Source organism: Kribbella sp. NPDC023855, from assembly GCF_040639475.1.
Classification (GTDB): Bacteria; Actinomycetota; Actinomycetes; order Propionibacteriales; family Kribbellaceae; genus Kribbella.
Window position 1 is genome coordinate 1 of the sequence record NZ_JBFAAA010000025.1, and the last position, 18216, is coordinate 18216.

The 18216-nt window shown below is 67.9% G+C and carries 20 protein-coding genes and 1 rRNA gene; 6 read left to right on the forward strand and 15 right to left on the reverse strand.

What is annotated here, in order from left to right; translation table 11 throughout:
* From AB0F51_RS39415 to AB0F51_RS39425, 3 genes are all read right to left on the reverse strand, one after another.
* Positions 1 to 79: ribosomal RNA gene (locus tag AB0F51_RS39415) — 16S ribosomal RNA — on the reverse strand; the annotation flags it as partial.
* A 521-nt stretch (positions 80 to 600) separates the two neighbouring features.
* Entirely contained in the window at positions 601 to 1905 is a 1305-nt protein-coding gene (tyrS, locus tag AB0F51_RS39420; protein WP_360288951.1) for a tyrosine--tRNA ligase, read from the reverse strand.
* Between the two features lie 70 nt (positions 1906 to 1975).
* Positions 1976 to 3013 (reverse strand): phosphatase domain-containing protein, encoded by a 1038-nt coding sequence (locus tag AB0F51_RS39425; protein ID WP_360288953.1) that lies wholly within the window; start codon positions 3011 to 3013, stop codon positions 1976 to 1978.
* A 75-nt stretch (positions 3014 to 3088) separates the two neighbouring features.
* Between AB0F51_RS39425 and AB0F51_RS39430 the strand changes: the two genes are divergently transcribed.
* Positions 3089 to 4048 (forward strand): LLM class flavin-dependent oxidoreductase, encoded by a 960-nt coding sequence (locus AB0F51_RS39430; protein WP_360288955.1) that lies wholly within the window; start codon positions 3089 to 3091, stop codon positions 4046 to 4048.
* A gap of 91 nt (positions 4049 to 4139) precedes the next feature.
* Here AB0F51_RS39430 and AB0F51_RS39435 read toward each other — a convergent pair whose 3' ends face one another.
* The gene (locus AB0F51_RS39435; protein WP_360288957.1) at positions 4140 to 4844 is read right to left on the reverse strand and encodes a DNA-3-methyladenine glycosylase; all 705 of its coding nucleotides are present in this window, start codon (positions 4842 to 4844) and stop codon (positions 4140 to 4142) included.
* A 161-nt stretch (positions 4845 to 5005) separates the two neighbouring features.
* Between AB0F51_RS39435 and AB0F51_RS39440 the strand changes: the two genes are divergently transcribed.
* The gene (locus AB0F51_RS39440) at positions 5006 to 5632 is read left to right on the forward strand and encodes a hypothetical protein (RefSeq protein WP_360288959.1); all 627 of its coding nucleotides are present in this window, start codon (positions 5006 to 5008) and stop codon (positions 5630 to 5632) included.
* Positions 5633 to 5692: 60 nt separating this feature from the next.
* On the opposite strand, the gene argH is transcribed toward AB0F51_RS39440, so the two are convergent.
* The 9 genes from argH to argC form a co-directional block, all read right to left on the reverse strand.
* Complete coding sequence (gene argH / locus AB0F51_RS39445) at positions 5693 to 7114, reverse strand: argininosuccinate lyase (RefSeq protein WP_360288961.1); 1422 nt, start codon at positions 7112 to 7114, stop codon at positions 5693 to 5695.
* A 22-nt stretch (positions 7115 to 7136) separates the two neighbouring features.
* The gene (locus tag AB0F51_RS39450) at positions 7137 to 7787 is read right to left on the reverse strand and encodes a hypothetical protein (RefSeq protein ID WP_360288963.1); all 651 of its coding nucleotides are present in this window, start codon (positions 7785 to 7787) and stop codon (positions 7137 to 7139) included.
* A complete protein-coding gene (locus tag AB0F51_RS39455; protein ID WP_360288965.1) occupies positions 7787 to 8341 on the reverse strand; it encodes a sigma-70 family RNA polymerase sigma factor in 555 nt (184 codons plus the stop codon). Before AB0F51_RS39455 ends, AB0F51_RS39450 begins: the two co-directional genes overlap by 1 nt.
* A 72-nt stretch (positions 8342 to 8413) precedes the next feature.
* The gene (locus AB0F51_RS39460) at positions 8414 to 8926 is read right to left on the reverse strand and encodes an arginine repressor (RefSeq protein WP_360288967.1); all 513 of its coding nucleotides are present in this window, start codon (positions 8924 to 8926) and stop codon (positions 8414 to 8416) included.
* On the reverse strand, positions 8923 to 9855 hold the full coding sequence (gene argF, locus AB0F51_RS39465; RefSeq protein ID WP_360288969.1) for an ornithine carbamoyltransferase: 933 nt from the start codon (positions 9853 to 9855) through the stop codon (positions 8923 to 8925). The genes AB0F51_RS39460 and argF overlap by 4 nt, the downstream gene beginning before the upstream one ends.
* Entirely contained in the window at positions 9852 to 11054 is a 1203-nt protein-coding gene (locus tag AB0F51_RS39470) for an acetylornithine transaminase (RefSeq protein ID WP_360288971.1), read from the reverse strand. Before AB0F51_RS39470 ends, argF begins: the two co-directional genes overlap by 4 nt.
* Positions 11051 to 11929, reverse strand: a complete 879-nt coding sequence (gene argB, locus AB0F51_RS39475) for an acetylglutamate kinase (RefSeq protein WP_360289005.1) — start codon at positions 11927 to 11929, stop codon at positions 11051 to 11053. The genes AB0F51_RS39470 and argB overlap by 4 nt, the downstream gene beginning before the upstream one ends.
* A gap of 2 nt (positions 11930 to 11931) precedes the next feature.
* Complete coding sequence (gene argJ, locus AB0F51_RS39480; RefSeq protein ID WP_360288973.1) at positions 11932 to 13134, reverse strand: bifunctional glutamate N-acetyltransferase/amino-acid acetyltransferase ArgJ; 1203 nt, start codon at positions 13132 to 13134, stop codon at positions 11932 to 11934.
* Positions 13131 to 14162: an N-acetyl-gamma-glutamyl-phosphate reductase gene (gene argC / locus AB0F51_RS39485; protein ID WP_360288975.1), complete on the reverse strand. Its 1032-nt coding sequence runs from the start codon at positions 14160 to 14162 to the stop codon at positions 13131 to 13133. Before argC ends, argJ begins: the two co-directional genes overlap by 4 nt.
* A gap of 95 nt (positions 14163 to 14257) precedes the next feature.
* Between argC and AB0F51_RS39490 the strand changes: the two genes are divergently transcribed.
* The 3 genes from AB0F51_RS39490 to sigJ all read left to right on the forward strand — a co-directional run bounded on the left by AB0F51_RS39490 (position 14258) and on the right by sigJ (position 16183).
* Complete coding sequence (locus tag AB0F51_RS39490; RefSeq protein ID WP_360288977.1) at positions 14258 to 14632, forward strand: hypothetical protein; 375 nt, start codon at positions 14258 to 14260, stop codon at positions 14630 to 14632.
* A gap of 85 nt (positions 14633 to 14717) precedes the next feature.
* On the forward strand, positions 14718 to 15269 hold the full coding sequence (locus AB0F51_RS39495; RefSeq protein ID WP_360288979.1) for a carboxymuconolactone decarboxylase family protein: 552 nt from the start codon (positions 14718 to 14720) through the stop codon (positions 15267 to 15269).
* Positions 15266 to 16183 carry an RNA polymerase sigma factor SigJ gene (gene sigJ / locus AB0F51_RS39500; protein ID WP_360288981.1) on the forward strand — a complete coding sequence of 306 codons (918 nt, stop codon included), beginning with the start codon at positions 15266 to 15268 and terminating at the stop codon, positions 16181 to 16183. The genes AB0F51_RS39495 and sigJ overlap by 4 nt, the downstream gene beginning before the upstream one ends.
* Here the strand turns inward: sigJ and cpt are convergent.
* Positions 16176 to 16709 (reverse strand): chloramphenicol phosphotransferase CPT, encoded by a 534-nt coding sequence (gene cpt, locus AB0F51_RS39505; protein WP_360288983.1) that lies wholly within the window; start codon positions 16707 to 16709, stop codon positions 16176 to 16178. The genes sigJ and cpt overlap by 8 nt on opposite strands.
* A 26-nt stretch (positions 16710 to 16735) precedes the next feature.
* Positions 16736 to 17593: an alpha/beta hydrolase gene (locus AB0F51_RS39510; RefSeq protein ID WP_360288985.1), complete on the reverse strand. Its 858-nt coding sequence runs from the start codon at positions 17591 to 17593 to the stop codon at positions 16736 to 16738.
* 100 nt (positions 17594 to 17693) lie between these two features.
* On the opposite strand from AB0F51_RS39510, the gene AB0F51_RS39515 reads away from it, so the two are divergent.
* On the forward strand, positions 17694 to 18212 hold the full coding sequence (locus AB0F51_RS39515) for a GNAT family N-acetyltransferase (RefSeq protein ID WP_360288987.1): 519 nt from the start codon (positions 17694 to 17696) through the stop codon (positions 18210 to 18212).
* Positions 18213 to 18216: the final 4 nt, after the last annotated feature.

Here is an 18216-nt window from a genome sequence, read left to right on the forward strand (position 1 = left end):
AGGGGCCTTACCGCTCGACTTGCATGTGTTAAGCACGCCGCCAGCGTTCGTCCTGAGCCAGGATCAAACTCTCCGTTGAATTCAATATGTCAACCACCCGAAGGTGGATAACAGACATGAAACGAAAAACGATCCATTGCAATCAGAAACAAATCAAACTGACTTGAATCCAGAAAAATTACAAAGGAATCCGATACGACATCGAATGAAACATCCGATCCCGTATACGGGGTTAATGCTAAATTTCGGCATTGACTTTCGGCACGCTGTTGAGTTCTCAAGAATCGGGCGCACACCGCGTCCGCAACCTTTCGGCCAGGACTCCGGGGCAACCTGCGTTACTTTACCGGACCAGATCCACCGAGTCAACCCCGGATTTTCTTGATCCGCGCCCCTTGCCTGAGCTACCGACCCGGATCAGACGACACGGTGCGGCTCAGCTAGCTTCGGGGGGTTCGGAGCGACCGGCCGCTTTCGCGTCCCGCGCCTCGCTCCAACAAGAAGAACATTACGTGGCCTGCAGGTGACCGTCAAATCCATTGCCGGAGGCCAGAGTCACACCGCTGTGATTTGCCTCCGGCGACGGCTCTGTGGGATGGCTCAGCCACCGGCCGGCGTGACGAGAACCCCTGCGAACGAACGCTTCCCGCGCCGCAGTACCAGTGCTCCCCCGGGCAGCAGGTCCTCGCTGCTCGGGACGTACTCCGGGTCGCTCACCTTCTCGTTGTTCAGGTAGGCGCCACCTTCGGCGATGGTGCGACGGGCAGCGGACTTGCTCGCCACCAGCTCCGAGAGCACCAGCAGGTCCGTGATGGTCGGCATCTGCTCGTCCGGCTTGAGCTCGTAGTGCGGCGCCTCCCGCAGTGCGGCGACCAGAGTCGTTCCCTGCAAGGCTTTCAGCTCCGACTGGCCGAAAAAGGCCTTGGCCGCGAGCTTCACCTGCTCGGTCTCCTCAGCGCCGTGCACCAGCGTCGTCACGTCCTCCGCCAGCAGCCGCTGCGCCTCCCGGGCGTGCGGACGCTCAGCGGTCGCCTCCTCGAGCGCGGCGATCTCCTCAGCCGTCCGGAACGTGTAGAACCGCACCAGCTGCATCACGTCGCGGTCATCGGTGTTGAACCAGAACTGGAAGAACGCGTACGGCGAAGTCAGCTCCCGGTCCAGCCAGACGGTCCCCGACTCGGTCTTGCCGAACTTGGTCCCGTCCGCCTTCGTCACCAGCGGCGTCGCCAGCGCATGGGCCTTCCCTGCGTCCGACCGGCGGATCAGCTCGACGCCGGCGGTCAGGTTCCCCCATTGGTCGCTACCACCGGTCTGCAGGGTGCACCCGTGGCGCCGGTACAGCTCCAGGTAGTCCAGCGACTGCAGCAGCACGTAGCTGAACTCCGTGTAGCTGATCCCCTGCTCCAGGCGGGCCTTCACCACTTCCCTGCCGAGCATGCGGTTCACCGGGAAGTGCTTGCCGATGTCCCGGAGGAAGTCGAGCGTGTTGAGGTCCTTGGTCCAGTCGTAGTTGTTGACGATCCGCGCCGGGTTCGGCAGCGACGCGTCGAAGTCGACGAACCGCTCCACCTGGCCGCGGACCTTCTCCACCCACTGCTCGACAACGTCCTTGGGGTTCAGCACCCGCTCGGCCGACTCCTTGGGGTCACCGATCAACCCGGTGGCGCCGCCGACCAACCCGATCGGGTTGTGGCCGGCCAGCTGGAGCCGCCGCAGCGTCAGCAGCTGCAACAGGTTGCCCATGTGCAGACTCGGGGCGGTCGGGTCGAACCCGACGTACGAGGTGATCGGTCCGGCGGCCATCGACGCACGGAGCGCGTCCGGGTCGGTGGAGTGCGCGATCAGGCCACGGCTCTCCAGGTCGTCGAGCACCTGGGTGCGGCTTGCGGTCCCGCTGTCGGTCACTTGGTCTCTCCTCGAGTCACGTCAGATCCAGACAAGTGTCCTGTACCAGCTCCGGCTCGCGGGCGCCGGGTCAGCCTGCTTCAGGCCGGGACAGTACTGCGCGCAGTTGCGCCACCAGCGCATGTCCGTCCGGCCCGTGCACGGTTGCGGCCGTGGGGCGATGCGGATCGTGGGCACCAGGATCCGGGTTCGGCACTGGCAAACCGTGTGACAGCACCTGCTCAGCAGGAGTCAGCTGGCGAATAGCGATCGCTCGCACGTGGTCAGGGTGCGTCTGGGCGAAGTCGCCGTACAGCTGCGGGTCGTGCTGGCCGTCGTCGCCTACCAGCACCCACTTGACCTGCGGGAACTCCACTGCCAGCCGGCGCAGCGCAGTGCTTTTGTGCTCGCGTCCACTGCGGAACCAGCCCGTGTTGGTCGGCCCCCAGTCCGTCATCAGCATCGGTCCGGCCGGGTAACCGTGCCGAGCCAGGAACCTGGTCAGCGTGGGCGCCGTGTTCCAGGCGCCGGTCGACAGGTAGAAGATCGGCGCACCCGGGTGGTCGGCCAGCAGTTCGGCGTACATCTCTGCCATGCCCGGTACGACTCTGCGGGCCTGCTCGTCGCGGACGAAGGTGTTCCAGGCGGCGATCAGAGGTCGCGGCAGCATCGTCAGCATCACCGTGTCGTCGATGTCGCTGACCAGACCGAAGCCTGCGTCCGGGTCGGGCACGTACACCTTCCCGCGCGCTTGCCGCTCCCCGTGTACGCCCAGGCTGATCTCGTGCCAACCAGGAGGCAGCGCCACCGGCACGGTCAGGTCCACGAAGCCGCCGCGGTCAGTAGTCGCCTCGAAGGTCTCGTCGGCCACAGTGACGGCGACCTTCACCCCGGTCGCAGGGGCGGTAACGAACACCCGCCAGCCACGCACCACCTGGTCTTCGTCATGCCTCGGCTGGTTGCGGGGGTCCCGGCTCAGTACGACGCGAGCCAGCACCCGGGTGAACTCCCGGTTGCCATAGCCGACGTGCGGGATGATCCGTTCCCGCCAGCCGCGGCGACGCAGGATGACACCGACACCGACGTTGAACCAGTCCTCCAGCCGGGAGGAGTAGTGCGGACGGGCCATGTCGGAAACCTACCCGCCTACAGGGCCTGTACTCGCACCGGGAGGACTGTCCCCGGCGACCTTTACAGTCTCGATATGACTCGGACCTCCGCAGCTATCGGAATGTGCTTCCCCCGGACCTTCCCTGCCGCCCTGGTGACAGACGTGGCCCGCCGGCTCGACACCGGCGGCGCTGACGAACTCTGGCTGATCGAAGACTGCTTCTACACCGCCGGCCCGTCCCTGGTGTCGGCCGCGCTGGCCGTCACCGAGCGGCTCACCTGCGGGCTCGGCATCGCACCCGCGGTCGCCCGTACTGCGGCCATGACCGCGATGGAGTTCGCCACTCTCGACGCGCTGGCACCAGGCCGGTTCCTGCCGGGCATCGGGCACGGTGTCCAGGAGTGGATGGGCCAGATGGGTGTCCGGCCGAAGTCGCCGCTCACTGCGCTCGAGGAGGTGACCACTGCCGTCACCCGCCTGCTGGCCGGCGAGAAGGTGACGATGAAGGGCGACTACGTCGTACTGGACGAGGTGCAGCTGGATGCGCCGCCGGTCGAGCCGCCGCCGATCCTGCTCGGTGTTCAGGGGCCGAAGTCGATGGCGCTCGCTGGGCGGGTTGGGGGTGGCGTCGTGCTTGCGGAGCCGGCCAGTCCGTCTTATGTACGGGCGTCGATCGAGCAGGCCGGTTCGCCGGAGGGGTTCGTCGTGGCTGTCTTCAGTGCGTTCTGCGTGCGGGGCGACCGCAAGACGGCGTACGAGTGGACGGCGCCGTGGCTGGCTGAGCGGATCGAGCACAAGCACCCGGGTCTGCGGCCGATGCCGTTCTACGACGACCTGGTCAAGCTGCACGCCGACAAGGGTGTGGAGGGCCTGGTGTCGATGCCGCAGGACTGGTGGCAGGAGATCGGTCCGATCGGCACGCTCGACGACGCCGCGGCCCACATCGAGGCGCTGGAAGCAGCCGGTGCACACCACATCGGCCTCTTCCCAGACCCCGAGGTCGAACACGGCCTCCCCCAACTAGACCACGTCCTAAACCTAGCCAACCGCTAGCCCGCCCTACGCCCCCTCAGCCACCCCGTACTACGCCCCGCTCAGCTCGCCCGTCCTGCGGTGTGCCGCCGGCCCGCACTCCCCGTGCGGGCTAGCGGCGCTTCTTTGGGACGTGTGGCCGGTATGGCGAAACTGTTGGGTCGTTGGGGATCCAGAAGCGCCAGTCCCACTCGGCGGCCTCCCGCAATCCCACCCGCGGGCCCGTCGCGACTTCCCCGTCGTACCTGGTCCCCGGCAGCAGCTGAATCGCCGACCCTGGAGCCAGCAGGTCGACGCCGTCATCCTCCCGGCCGATCCCCAACGCGACACACATCCGGGCAGGCCCCCGAGCGAGATCCCGATCCGGCAGCACCTTGGCCCGAGCGCGGGAAGGCGGGCCGCCCGGAAGCACCCCCGCACCCCGCGGCTCCGCCACTCCGCCCGCACCCCGCGGCTCCGCCACTCCGCCCGCACCACGGCGCTCGCGGGCTAGGTCTGTGCCCTCGATGATTTCGCCGGCGCGGAGGAGGATGGCTGAGGGTTGGCCGGGTGGGCCGGCGCTGATGTTCATGCAGAAGTGCATGCCGTAGGTGAAGTAGACGTAGAGATGCCCGGGCGGGCCGAACATCACCGCGTTACGCGGCGTCTGGCCCCGGTAGGCGTGCGACCCCGGATCATTCGGCCCGTCGTACGCCTCGACTTCGGTGAGGCGGACGGCAACCACGCCTTCCGGCGTCGACCGCCGCAACACCATCCCCAGCAACTTGGGCGCCACTTCCAGCACCGGACCGGCCAGCAAAGTACGGCGTACAGACATAGGCGGAACTCTAGGTCAGCGCAAGGGCTCACCCCGCACCGAACGTCCTGCCCGAAGGTGACCAACGACCCTGCCCACCTCTCCCGGGCACCGATGAGTATCGGGAGCGCTGGGACCAGCCGGTCCGAGCGGTTCACCAGAACTCATCGGGGGCTCGTTTCATGGCACATCCACCGCAACCACCGCAGCTGACCCAGCCACCGTTCCATCCCCAGCAGCCGCCACCGCAGAAGAAGAAGCACACCGCGCGCACCATCCTGCTCGTGATCGGATCGGTGTTCGTGGTGCTGATCGGGATCGGGATCGCCTCAGGCGGCGGCGAGACCGACCGTGGCGCCACCCCGCCGGCCACCAACCCGGCGACCGCGCCGGCTCCGGTCGCCTCCAAGGCCGTCCCCACCGTGCCGAAACCGAGCGCGCCGGCCAAGAGCTCCGTCGCGCCGCCGGTGTCGAAGGTGGCCTGCGCCGACCAGGAGAACCGGTCGGCACCCTGCGTTGTGACGGTCGGCGCGGCGTTCCAGCTCGGCAAGCACCAGGTGCTGGCCGGCTGGAAGATCAGCGACTCCGGCTACGGCATGACGATCACCGGCAAGGCGCGGAACATCAGCGACGACGCCGACTCCACGATGTTCATCAACGTGAAGTTCCTGCGCGGTGACGAGGTGATGGCCAACGTCATGTGCAACACCGGCGCGCTCGCTGCCGGTCAGGTCGAGGCGATGAACTGCATCTCGGACGGCACCTACACGAAGAAGTTCGACAAGGTGACGGCCGAGGCAGCGTTCTGACGGCTTGACCGGCGGCGCCGCCCAACCGTTTGACGTGGTTCGCCTGGCGATGTGAGGGGTCTAGGCGAGCCGCGCCGAGTGGGCGGCGGCCCGGGTGCGGAGTTCCGCGAGCTGCTCGGCGACCCGTTCGCCCGCGGTCCCGCCGCGCCCGTTGCGGGAGGCAATCGAACCCTCCACGCTCAGCACCGTCCGGACCTCGGGCGTCAGCGCCGGTGAGATCGCCGCGAGGTCCTCGTCGGACAGGTCCCACAGCTCGATGCCGCGCTTCTCGCACTCTTGCACACACGCACCGGCCACCTCGTGCGCCACCCGGAACGGCACCTTCTGGCGCACCAGCCACTCGGCGACGTCGGTGGCCAGCGAGAAGCCCTGCGGCGCCAGCTCCTCCAGCCTCGCGGTGTTGAAGACCAGCGTCCGGATCATCCCGGTGAACGCGGGCAGCAGCACCTCGAGGGTGTCCACGGAGTCGAAGACCGGCTCCTTGTCCTCCTGCAGGTCCCGGTTGTACGCCAGCGGCTGCGCCTTCAGCGTCGCGAGCAGCCCGGTCAGGTTGCCGATCAGCCGGCCGGCCTTGCCGCGGGCGAGCTCGGCGATGTCCGGGTTCTTCTTCTGCGGCATGATGCTCGACCCGGTCGAGTACCCGTCGTCCAGCTGGACGAAGCCGAACTCCTTCGTCGCCCAGATGATCACCTCTTCGGCCTGCCGGGACAGGTCGACGCCGATCTGCGCGGTGATGAAGGCGAACTCCGCCACGAAGTCCCGCGCGGCGGTCCCGTCGATCGAGTTCGCCGACGAGTCCGTGAAGCCCAGCTCGACCGCCACGAACTGCGGATCCAGCCCGAGCGACGAGCCGGCCAACGCCCCCGATCCGTACGGCGAATCGGCCGCGACTCGCGCGTCCCACTCGGCCAGCCGGTCGAGATCGCGGATCAACGGCCAGGCGTGCGCCATCAGGTGATGCGACAACAGCACCGGTTGCGCGTGCTGCAGATGCGTCCGGCCCGGCATCGAGACACCGAGATGCTTCTCGGCCTGCTCGGCGATGGTGTTCACCTGGTCGAGCACGAGCGCGCTGATGATCCGGCCGTGGTCGCGCAGGAAGCTCTTGAACAGCGTGGCGATCTGGTCGTTCCGCGACCGCCCGGCCCGCAGCCGGCCGCCCAGCTCGGCACCGAGCCGCTGCACGAGTCCGTGCTCGAGAGCGGTGTGCACGTCCTCGTCGGCCTCAGCCGCCACGAACGACCCGGAGAGCACGTCCGCCAGCAGCTCGTCGAGCCCGGCGAGCATCGTGGTGAGGTCGTCGTCGGTCAGCAGCCCCGCGCGGTGCAGCACCTTCGCGTGCGCCTTCGACCCGGCGATGTCGTACGGCGCCAGCCGCCAGTCGAAATGCGTCGACTTGCTCAACGCCGCCAGCGCATCAGCCGGCCCACCCGCAAACCGGCTACCCCACAGGGCCGCGCTCTCACCTTTGTCCGTACTCACATCCATATCCTCTCAACAGCTCTCATTTACCGAACGCCGCCCGCCACTCGCGGGCCGAAGCATCGTCGTAGAAGCGGCTGAAACCGCACATCCAGGCCCGGCTCAGCTGGATCGAACCGCCGCTCATCGTGTCCCCGGCGATCAGCAACCGGCTACCGACCTTGAAGGGCAGGCCGTAAGGGTTGCCGCCAGGCCGCGGCTTCTCGCCGAGCACCGCCATGGACACCTGGGTCGGCGACCCGTCATCGCCCTTGAACCACTCGGTGACCTGGAACGTCACCCGCACAGGCGCCGACTTGGGGGAAAGCTTCACCGGACCGGGGGCCCTCGGCCGAACCTCGACATCGATCACCGTTCCGTCGAAGGCGAACGGCAACTGCTTGAGTCGCTCCGGTGAATACCTGCCCGCGCAGAGGGCGTCGTCGGGGCCACCCTGGAGGTAGACCGGCTCCGAGGCAACTGGCGGAGTGGGGTCTGGTCTCAGCACGACAGCCCCGGCCGCGATCACCGCTGCCGTAGCTACCACCGCCAGCACCGGAACCAGCCACCGCCGCGGTCGAGCACCCCGTACTGCGGATCGCGAACGCGCCAGCGCCTCCGGACTGGGTGGTGCCACCCGCCCGGCGGCCGTGAGCTCGTCCCATCCCGGCAAGGTCTTCAGGTCGTCGGTCATCATTCCGCTCCCAGCTTGTGGTCGGTCGTCTCGTCCACTACTTGCGCCGAGAGCGCCAGTCGTTCGTCCATTCGTTGCCGGGCACGGTGTAGCCGGGAGCGAGCCGTCCCGGCCGGGATGCCGAGGGCTTGGCCGGCTTCCGACGGGGTCAGCTGTTCCCAGGCCACCAGGAGCAGCAGTTCGCGTTCCACCTTCGGCAGCGCCCGCAGCGCGTCTCGTAGTACCGGGACCAGCGCTGCTGCGTCCAGGCGAGCGTCGACTGCGGCAGTCTCGTCCGTGGGCCTGTCGATGCGGGCCGCTCGCCCTACCACCGCCCACAACCTGTGCCGACGGTAGTAGCTCTGCAGTACGTGCCGTGCGATGCCAAAGAGCCAGCCTCGTACGTTGCCCAACGCAGGGTCGTAGCTGTCCCTGGCACGCAGAGCCGCAACCCACACGTCCGCCAACAGGTCATCAGCCACCTCAGTGCTCGACCGGCGGCTCAGGTAAGCGTGCAGGTCGGCACTATGGAGCTCCACCAGGCCCTCGAACGCATCGGGCTCCAGCGATGTCATCTCGTCCCCTCCTGAGCCGCCCGCCGCGGACCGCTCGCCAGTACTTCGCACGAGGGGCTGGAGCGTTCGCGACTACTTGGCCTCGCTGCGGGCGGCGAGGCTGAGGAAGCGGGTGGCCAGGGCCTCGCCGCCGGAGGGGTCTCGGGAGACGACCATGACGGTGTCGTCGCCGGCGATGGTGCCGAGTACGTCGTCCAGTCCCACGTGGTCGATCGCCGACGCGAAGTACTGGGCCGCACCCGGCGGGGTTCGCAGGATGACCAGGTTGGCGCTGCCCTCCGCCGAGACGAGCAGCTCCGACGCGACCCGGCCGAGTCGCGCCTCGAAGGCGGCCGCCTCACCGGCTCGCGGCGTACGGTCACCGCCTTCACCCGGTACGGCGTACACCAGCTGGCCGGACGAGTCGCGGACCTTGACCGCGCCGATCTCCACCAGGTCACGCGACAAGGTGGCCTGGCCGACGACGAGCCCGGCGTCGGCGAGCAGGTCGGCCAGCTCGGTCTGGGACCGGACCGGCTGACGCCCGAGCAGATCCACGATGCGCTGCTGGCGCGCCGTCTTGGTGGTCGGTACCGCAATGCTCATGAGCTGAAATTCCTCGCCAGTAGCCACGACAGCAATGCCTTTTGCGCGTGCAGCCGGTTCTCGGCCTCGTCCCAGACGACCGACTGCGGACCGTCGATCACGGCGGCCTCGATCTCCTTGCCCCGGTACGCCGGCAAGCAGTGCAGCACGATCGCGTCGCCGTTCGCCTTCGCCACCAGCTGCTCGGTCACGGCATAGGGTACGAAAGGCGCCTCACGCAGCGCGGCCTCGGCCTCCTGACCCATCGAAACCCAGGTGTCTGTGGCCAGCACATCGGCACCCGTGACGGCCTCCAGCGGATCAGCGGTCCACGCCGCCGAACCACCCGTCTCCGCAGCAATCTCCACGGCCTTGGCCAGTACTGCGGCATCAGGCTGGTACTCCGCCGGCGACGCGATGACCACGTGCATGCCGGCTGTCACGCCACCGAGCAGGTACGAGTTCGCCATGTTGTTGGCGCCGTCGCCCAGGTAGACGAGCTTGAGCCCAGCCGTGCGGCCCTTGTGCTGCCGGACGGTGAGCAGGTCCGCGAGGATCTGGCACGGGTGGAACTCGTCGGTCAGAGCGTTGATCACCGGTACGCGGGAGGCGGCGGCCATCTCCTCGATCCGGGTCTGGCCCGACGTCCGCCACACGATCGCGCCGACCTGGCGGTCGAGCACCCGGGCGGTGTCGGCGATCGGTTCGCCGCGGCCGAGCTGCGAGCTCTGCGCGTCGATGATCAGCGGTACGCCGCCGAGCTCGGCGATCCCGACGGCGAACGAGATCCGCGTCCGCGTCGAAGCCTTGTCGAAAAGCACCGCGACCGTCTGCGGGCCACTCAACGGCTTGTGCCCGTACCGATCGGTGGTCAACTGCTGAGCCAGCGTCAGCACCTCGTCCTGTTCGACCGGGCTCAGGTCGTCGTCGCGCAGGAAGTGCCTTGTCATTTGGCCTCCACCTGGTCTAGCAGCGCGGGGAGCGCGGCGACGAAGCTGTCGGCGTCAGCTTTGCTCAGGATGTACGGCGGCGCCAGTCGCAACGCGTCGGGAAGCGGGTTGTTGACGATGAAGCCGGCTTCCAGCGCCAGCGCGGCGACCTGGTCCGACACCGGCTGGGTGAGCTGGATCGCGAGCAGCAGACCGCGACCCCGAACGCCCGAGATCAGCGGGTGGCCGAGCGCTTCGACCGCCGAGGCGAGGTGGTTGCCGATGGCATCCACATTCGCGAGCAGGCCGTCCCGCTCGATCACCGTCAGCACGGCAAGACCCGCGATCGCGGCGACCGGGTTGCCGCCGAACGTCGTACCGTGGTTGCCCGGCTGCAGCAGGTCGGCCGCCGGGCCGAAGCCGAGGCAGGCGCCGATCGGGATGCCCGCGCCGAGCCCCTTCGCAACAGTCACCAGGTCAGGCTGGATCCCCTCGGCCTGGAAGGCGAACCAGTCTCCCGTCCGCCCAACGCCAGTCTGGATCTCGTCGATCCACAGCAACGCGCCATGCTCCGACGTGATCTGCCGAGCCGCCTGAAGGTAGCCGTCGGGCGGTACGACGACGCCGTTCTCGCCCTGGATCGGTTCGAGCACCACAGCCGCCGTCTCGTCGTCGACCGCGGCGGCCAGCGCGGCCGCGTCGCCGTACGGGACGAAGGTGACATCACCGGGTAGCGGCGCGAACTGCTCCCGGTACGCCGGTTTCCAGGTGATTGCGAGCGCGCCCATCGAGCGGCCGTGGAAGGCGCCGACGGTGGAGACGATCTTGGTCCGGCCGGTCTTGCGGGTGATCTTGAACGCGGCCTCGTTGGCCTCGGTCCCCGAGTTCGTGAAGAAGACCTTGCCAGGAGCATCAAAGAGGGACAGCAGCTTCTCGGCCAGCGCGATCTGCGGCGCGGAGGCGAAGAAGTTCGAGACGTGCCCCATCGTGGCGAGCTGGCTGGTGACGGCCGAGACCACGAACGGATGCGCGTGCCCGAGACAGTTCACCGCGAGCCCACCGAGCAGGTCGAGGTACTTCTTCCCGTCGGCATCCCACAGGTAAGCGCCCTCACCCCGAACCAACACCCGCTTGGGGGCCCCGAAGGTGTTCATCAACGACTGCGAGTAGCGCTCCACGAGCGCGCTCTGAGTGCCGTCGACGGTAAGCAATTCGGTCATGACGGGATCACCTGGGTTCCGCTTCCTGCGTCGGTGAAGATCTCGAGCAACAGCGAGTGCGGCACCCGGCCGTCGATGACTGTCGCCCGGGAGACGCCGGACTGGACTGCTCGCAGGCAGGCCTCCATCTTCGGCACCATTCCGGATGCGAGCGACGGCAGCAGCTCGGCCAATTCGGCGGCGTCGATCTGGGTGATGATCTCCTCGCTGTCCGGCCAGTTGCGGTACAGCCCGGCGACATCCGTCAGCACGACCAGCTTCTCCGCGCCGAGCGCGACCGCCAGCGCGGACGCCGCGGTGTCGGCGTTCACGTTGTGCGCCTGGCCGTCCTCGTCCGGGGCGATCGTCGACACGACCGGGATCCGGCCGGCGTCGATCAGGTCGATGACGGCTTCCGGCCGCACGTCCACGACGTCACCGACCAGGCCGATGTCGACCGACTCGCCGTCGATCATCGCGCCGCGGCGTTCCGCGGTGAACAGCCCGGCGTCCTCACCGGACATGCCGACGGCGAACGGACCGTGCGCGTTCAGCAGCCCGACGAGTTCGCGACCGACCTTGCCCACCAGGACCATGCCGACCACGTCCATCGCCTCGGGTGTCGTCACCCGCAGACCGCCGCGGAACTCGCTGTCGATCCCGAGCCGCTGCAACATGTCGCTGATCTGCGGCCCGCCACCGTGCACGACCACGACCCGTACGCCGCAGTGCCGCAGGAATACGATGTCGGAGGCGAAGGCCTGTTTCAGCTCGTCGTCCACCATCGCGTTGCCGCCGTACTTGACCACGATCGTCTTGCCGTGAAACTCCTTCAACCAAGGCAACGCCTCGGTGAGCACCGCGGCCTTCTCGACCGCACTTGCTTGCGTCGTCATGGTCATGAGGAGTAGGCCGAGTTCTCTTCTACGTACGCGTGCGACAAGTCCGTGGTCAATACCGTCGCAGAAGCGCTGCCGGCGTGCAGGTCGATGACCACGTCGATCTCCAGACCGCTCAGGTCGGCTTCGGAGCGGTCGACGCCCTTGCCGCCGGCCACGCAGATGGCGGCGCCGTTGAGGGTGATGTCGAGCAGCGAAGGGTCGAACGCGGTCGGCGCGTTGCCGACCGCCATCGCGATCCGGCCCCAGTTCGGGTCGGAGGCGAAGAAGGCGGTCTTGCAGAGGTTGTCCTCGGCAACGACCTTCGCGGCGGCGACTGCCTCGGCCTCGGTGGCCGCGTTCTTGACGGTGATGCTGACGTGCTTGGTGACGCCTTCGGCATCCGCCTGCAGTTGCTTGACCAGATCCGCGGCCAGCGCGGTCAGCGCCGCCTCGAACTCATCAACCGGTACTGCGACTCCCGATGCGCCCGAGCTGAGCAGCAACACGGTGTCGTTGGTCGACGTACCGCCATCCACGTCCAGCCGGTTAAAGGTCTTGCCGACCGCGTTCCGTAGTACGTGGTCGAGGTGAGGCTGGTCGACGATCGCGTCGGTGGTGATGACGGAGAGCATGGTCGCCATGTTCGGCGCGCACATGCCGGAGCCCTTCGCGAAGCCGCCGATGCTCCAGCCGTCGGGATGCTTGAAAACAGCCTGCTTCGGCACGTTGTCCGTCGTCATCACCGCGGTCGCCGCCGCCAGGCCGTGCTCAGCGGCGTTGCCGAGAGCATCGACCGCGGCCTTGAGGCCCGGCAGCAGTTTGTCCATCGGCAGCCGCTCACCGATCAGACCGGTCGAGCAGACCCCGACCTCGATCGCGCCGATGCCGAGGATCGCGGCCAGCTCTTCCGCGGTCTTGTGAGTGTCCTGAAAGCCTTCGGGACCGGTGCACGCGTTGGCGCCGCCCGAGTTGAGGACCACCGCCTTCAGCTTGCCGGTGGTCAGCACCTGCTGCGACCAGAGCACGGGCGCGGCCTTCACCTTGTTCGTGGTGAAGACCCCCGCGGCGAGGTCGTACGGGCCGTCGTTGACGACCACGGTGAGGTCCGGTTTGCCGGCCGGTTTGATCCCGGCGATCACCCCGGCCGCACGGAAGCCGGCCGGCGCGGTGACTCCGGCGCTCCGATCGACTTGGGGGTGCGGGGTGACAGCTACGGTCACGGTGCTACTCCAACCAGGGGAAGGGCCAGCGTCTCGTCGAGACCGGCGGCCAGGTTCATGCACTGCACGGCGGCGCCGGCAGTGCCTTTGGTGAGGTTGTCCATCGCGGCCACGATCACAGCGCGGCCGATCCGCTGGTCCAGCGTGACCTGCAGCTGGACGGTGTTGGCGCCGAGCGTCGCCTGCGTCTGCGGCCACTGCCCTTCCGGCAGCAGGTGCACGAACGGCTCATCCTGGTACGCCGCTGCGTAGGCCTCCCGCAGCTGGTCAGCCGAGGTGCCTTCAGTCACGGATGCACTGCACGTCGCGAGGATGCCGCGCGCCATCGGCGCCAGCACCGGCGTGAACGACACCGAGACACCCAGGTCGGTCACCGCGGAGAGGTTCTGCTCAATCTCCGGGGTGTGCCGATGCACGCCACCGACCCCGTACGCCGTTGCCGAGCCCATCACCTCGGCACCCATCAGATGCGTCTTGGGCCCCTTGCCCGCTCCCGAGGTCCCGCTCACCGCGACCACCACCAGCTGGCCCGGGTCGACAAGACCAGCCTGTACTGCGGGGAGCAGGGCAAGGGTCGACACAGTCGGATAACACCCCGGTACTGCGACCCGGTTGGTGCCGCGGAGCTTCTCCCGTTGACCGGGCAGCTCGGGCAGGCCGTAGGGCCACTGGCCGGCGTGCTTGCCGCCGTAGAACTCCACCCACGCCTCTGCCTCGGCCAGCCGGAAGTCCGCGCCGCAGTCGATCACGGTGACGTCCTCGCCGAGTTGCTCGGCGATTCCGGCGGACTGCCCGTGCGGCAGGGCCAGGAACACCACGTCGTGACCCGCCAGCGTCTCCGCGGAGGTCTCGAGCAATGTGCGCCCGGCCAGAGGCAAGAGGTGTGGATGGTGGACGCCCAGCGTCGTACCGGCGCTGCCGCCCGCCGTGAGTGCTCCGATCTCGACTTCCGGATGCACAGAGAGCAGCCGAAGCAGCTCTCCCCCGGCATACCCACTGGCACCAGCCACCGCGACCGTCAAACTCATGTGAATGAGTATGTCAGACAACGCATGAATATCCAACCCTGAATCTCGGTAGAACCACTCAGGCGCCGAGCCGGTCAGGCCACCAGAATCGCGGTATGAGCAGCTACCGGACGACCAGCCCGCAGGACCTCGGGTCCGCCGAAGCCCGACGGTCGTCCCGCAGCTTCCTGGTGTTTCTCGCCTGGATCGGCGCCGAACTGGCCGCCTACGCGGCGCTGATTCTGGTGGCGTCCGACACGGCTCCGCGGAACTGCGGCGGCCTGTGCTTCAGCCCGCGGGGCACGCTGATCCTCCTCGGGATGATGTTCGGTCTCTTCGTGCTGGTCGGGCAGTTGATCATCGGCCTGCTGCTGACGACGGCCTTCACCCGTCGTCGGATGACCTCGCTCGCCGCCGGTAGCGCCGCCTTCTTCACCACCCTCGTCCTGTCCGCACTGGTCATCACCGGGCTGGCAATCACGCAGCGATGAGGTGCCTGCGGTCAGGGTGATCGGCGTCACGTCACAAAGGCGGGGGCGGCGCGTGTCCGGAGGGGTGACACGAAGGAGGCACGCGATGGCGCGGATCGGTTTGGAGCATCGGCGGACTGGATTTGTCCGGGCGGTGGAGTGGTTCTGCAAGCGCAAGTACGGGCAGGTGCCGGACCCGGGCAAGGTCGGGTTGCATAATCGGCGGGTGCTGACCTCGTCGATGCTGCAGGAGTTGTCGGCGGCCCGGTGGAACGCACTGGACCCGACGCTGAAGGCACTCGCGACGATGGCGACCAGCGCGCAGATCGGGTGCAGCTGGTGCATGGACTTCGGCTACTGGGAGTATCACCACGCAGGAATCGACACCGCCAAACTGCGCGACGTGCCAACGTGGCGGGACAGCAACGTCTACACCGAACTGGAGCGCGCCGTGATGGGGTACGCCGAGGCGATGACCGCGACACCGCCCGAGGTGACCGACGAGCAGGTCGAGCGGCTCAAGCGCGACCTGTCCGACGCGGCACTGGTCGAACTGACCGCCCAGATCTCCCTGGAGAACCTGCGCTCCCGCACCAACGCGGCCCTGGGACTCACCAGCCAGGGCTTCAAGGAGTACTGCGAGTTGGGGCCGGCGTGACGTCTGAGGATGAGCTGGCTGCCGAGTTCGCCGAGCACCGCGCGGTACTGGTCGGGGCGGCGTACCGGGTGGTGGGCAGTGTGGTCGACGCGGAGGACGTCGTCCAGGAGGCGTGGTTGCGGTGGTCGGCCGCTGATCGCGAGGAGGTCCGCGACGTCCGGGCGTACCTGGTCCGGATCACCACGCGGCTCGCGCTCAACCGGTTGCGGCAGCAGAAGGCCAGACGCGAGCAGTACGTCGGACCGTGGCTGCCCGAGCCGATCCTGTCCACCCGGACGGAGGACGACCCGGCTGCCGTAGCCGAGCTGGCCGACTCGGTGTCGATGGCGATGCTCGTCGTACTGGAGACTCTGTCGCCGCTGGAACGCGCTGCTTTCGTACTGCGGGAGGTGTTCGACCTGCCGTTCGCGGAGATCGCGACGACTCTCGGACGGTCGGAGGCCGCCGTGCGGCAGCTGGCTCACCGCGCCCGCGAGCACGTGCACGCCCGGCAGCCGAGGCACAGCGTCGACAAGGCGCGGCACAGCGAGGTGACCAGCCAGTTCCTCACGGCCGCGTGGTCGGGCGACCTCACCCAGGTGGTCTCGCTGCTGGCGCCGGACGTCGAGCTGGTCAGTGACGGTGGCGGCAAGAAGAAGGCCGCGCTCCGGCCGTTGCACGGCGCCGACAAGGTCGCCCGCTGGTTGCTGGCCCTGGTCGCCCCGGGCCAGGAGGCATACAACTTCGAGGTCCGGCTGGCCGAGCTCAATGGCGAACCCGCCGTCGTCTTCTACGCCGGCGACGAGGTCGACAGCGTCGGCTTCATGCAACTCGACGACAGCGGCCAGATCCACCAGATCTACGTCGTCCGCAACCCCGACAAACTCACCACGATCCCGAGCCTGGCCGACCTCGACAAGAGGCAGGTCAGGTGACGTGGGCGGCGATGGTGTGGGCGCAGTCGATGGACTCGGTGGTGCCGGTGTCGACCTCGAGGTCGTAGACGACGCCTTCGTGCACGGCTGTTGCCTGCAACGCCGCCATCCCGTTGACCCGGTCGCCACGGGCGATCTCCCGCCCGGCGGCGATCTCCGGTGCACACCGCACGCCCACCCACAGCACCTCGAGCCCAGCCAACTGCGCACGCATCCGCTCCTGCGAAGCAGCGCCGCTCAGGAAGACGTCGTCGAAGATGATCCGCGCCCCGGCCCGCGCCATCGCCGCGACACCGGCCATCCACGCGGCCTCGATCTCGCGAAAGCCCGCGCCGACCTCGACCTCACCATGCTCCCCGAACGCGATCCCTGAGCCCTGGTCCAGCAGTCCCTGCGGCAGCGCATCGACGAGGTCGTCCACGCCGAGACTGATCCACGGTTGCGGAAGCACCGCCTTCAGACAGCGCGCGATCCCCGTCTTGCCAGAACTCGATCCGCCGTTGAGCACGATCACCTGAGTAGCCACCGCGCAGATTCTGCCAGCCGCCCCGCTCAAGCCACCCGACTGAGGAACGGCCGCATCAGCGCGACCACCTCGTCCAGGTGGCTCTCCAGCAACCAGTGCCCACCGTCCTCGAACAGGTGCAGCTCAGCCTTGGGGAGATCCTTCAGATAGGCCCGCGCCGATTCGGCCGGCATGTAGCCGTCCTGCGGACCCCACACGATCAGCGTCGGCGGCTGGTGCTCGCGAAGATAAGCCTGGTACTGCGGATACAGCCGCACACTCGACAGGATCTCCAGGAAGAACCCAACCATGATGTCGCGGTTCGGCTCCATCAACGGCCAGGACAGTTGCCACAGATCCGGGCTGATCTTCTCAGCGGTCTGCGGCGGAACCTCGCCAAGAACCTCCTCGCGCAACCCCTCCGCGCTCACCGCCTTCGCGAGCTCGGCCCGGCGCTCCGGAGTCGGCGACTCCCAGTACTCCCGCAGCGGCCCGTACTTCGGCCCGAGCGTCTCCTCGTAGGCGTCGCCGTTCTGGATCACCAGCCCGGCGATCCTCGACGGGTCCTTCATCGCCAGCTGGAATCCGACCTGCGAACCGTAGTCGAACAGATAGAGCACGAACCGCCGCACGCCGAGCTTCGCCACGAACTTGTCCAGCAGGTTGGCGTAGCCACCGAAGCTGTAGTCGAAATCAGCCGGCGCTTCGCTGTAACCGAAGCCCGGGAAGTCCGGGGCGATCAAGCGCCATTGGTCCGCGAGCGCGGGCATCAGGCCGCGGTACTGGAAGGACGACGACGGGTAGCCGTGCGGCAGCAACAGCACCGGAGCATCCGGCGGCCCCGCCTCGCGGTAGAAGATCTCCACTCCGTCGACCTCGACGGTCCGGTGGGCAACGGTCGGCATCGCGACTCCTTTCTGCGGAGATCATCGACGTACCCGAAAGGCTCCGGAGTTAACGGCCGTACACTGCTATCTGCAAATCAGTCGCATCTGGGAGGTCGCAGTGGAGTACGTCGTCATCGAGCCCGACGCTGTCTCGGATCCCGGGTTGCGGGCCGATCTGCTGGACACCTGGGTCGCCGCCACGGACGCCGGCGGCAGTGTCGGGTTCACCGCGCCTGCCCCGGTGCAACTGGTTGCCGAGACCCTCGATATCGCCCTCGAGCGGGTTGCCGCAGGCAAGGACCTGCTCGGCGTACTGCACAACGGCGAGCGGTACGTCGGCATGGGGCTACTGGTCGATCGGGACAGCGCGCTGAACGTTCACTGGCGCACCGTGCTGCGCGTGATGGTGCATCCGAAGTACCAGGGCGGCGGCGCCGGCCGGTTGCTGATGAACGGACTGCGCCAGTCCGCGGTCGAGCTCGGGCTGGAGCAGTTGCAGCTCACCGTCCGCGACGGGAACAGCCTGGACGAGTTCTACGGCAAGCTCGGCTACCGGGTGGTCGGCCGCCATCCCCGCGCAGTACGGGTTGCGGCTGACGACTACCGCGACGAGCTGATGCTGGTGACAGACCTCTAGACCC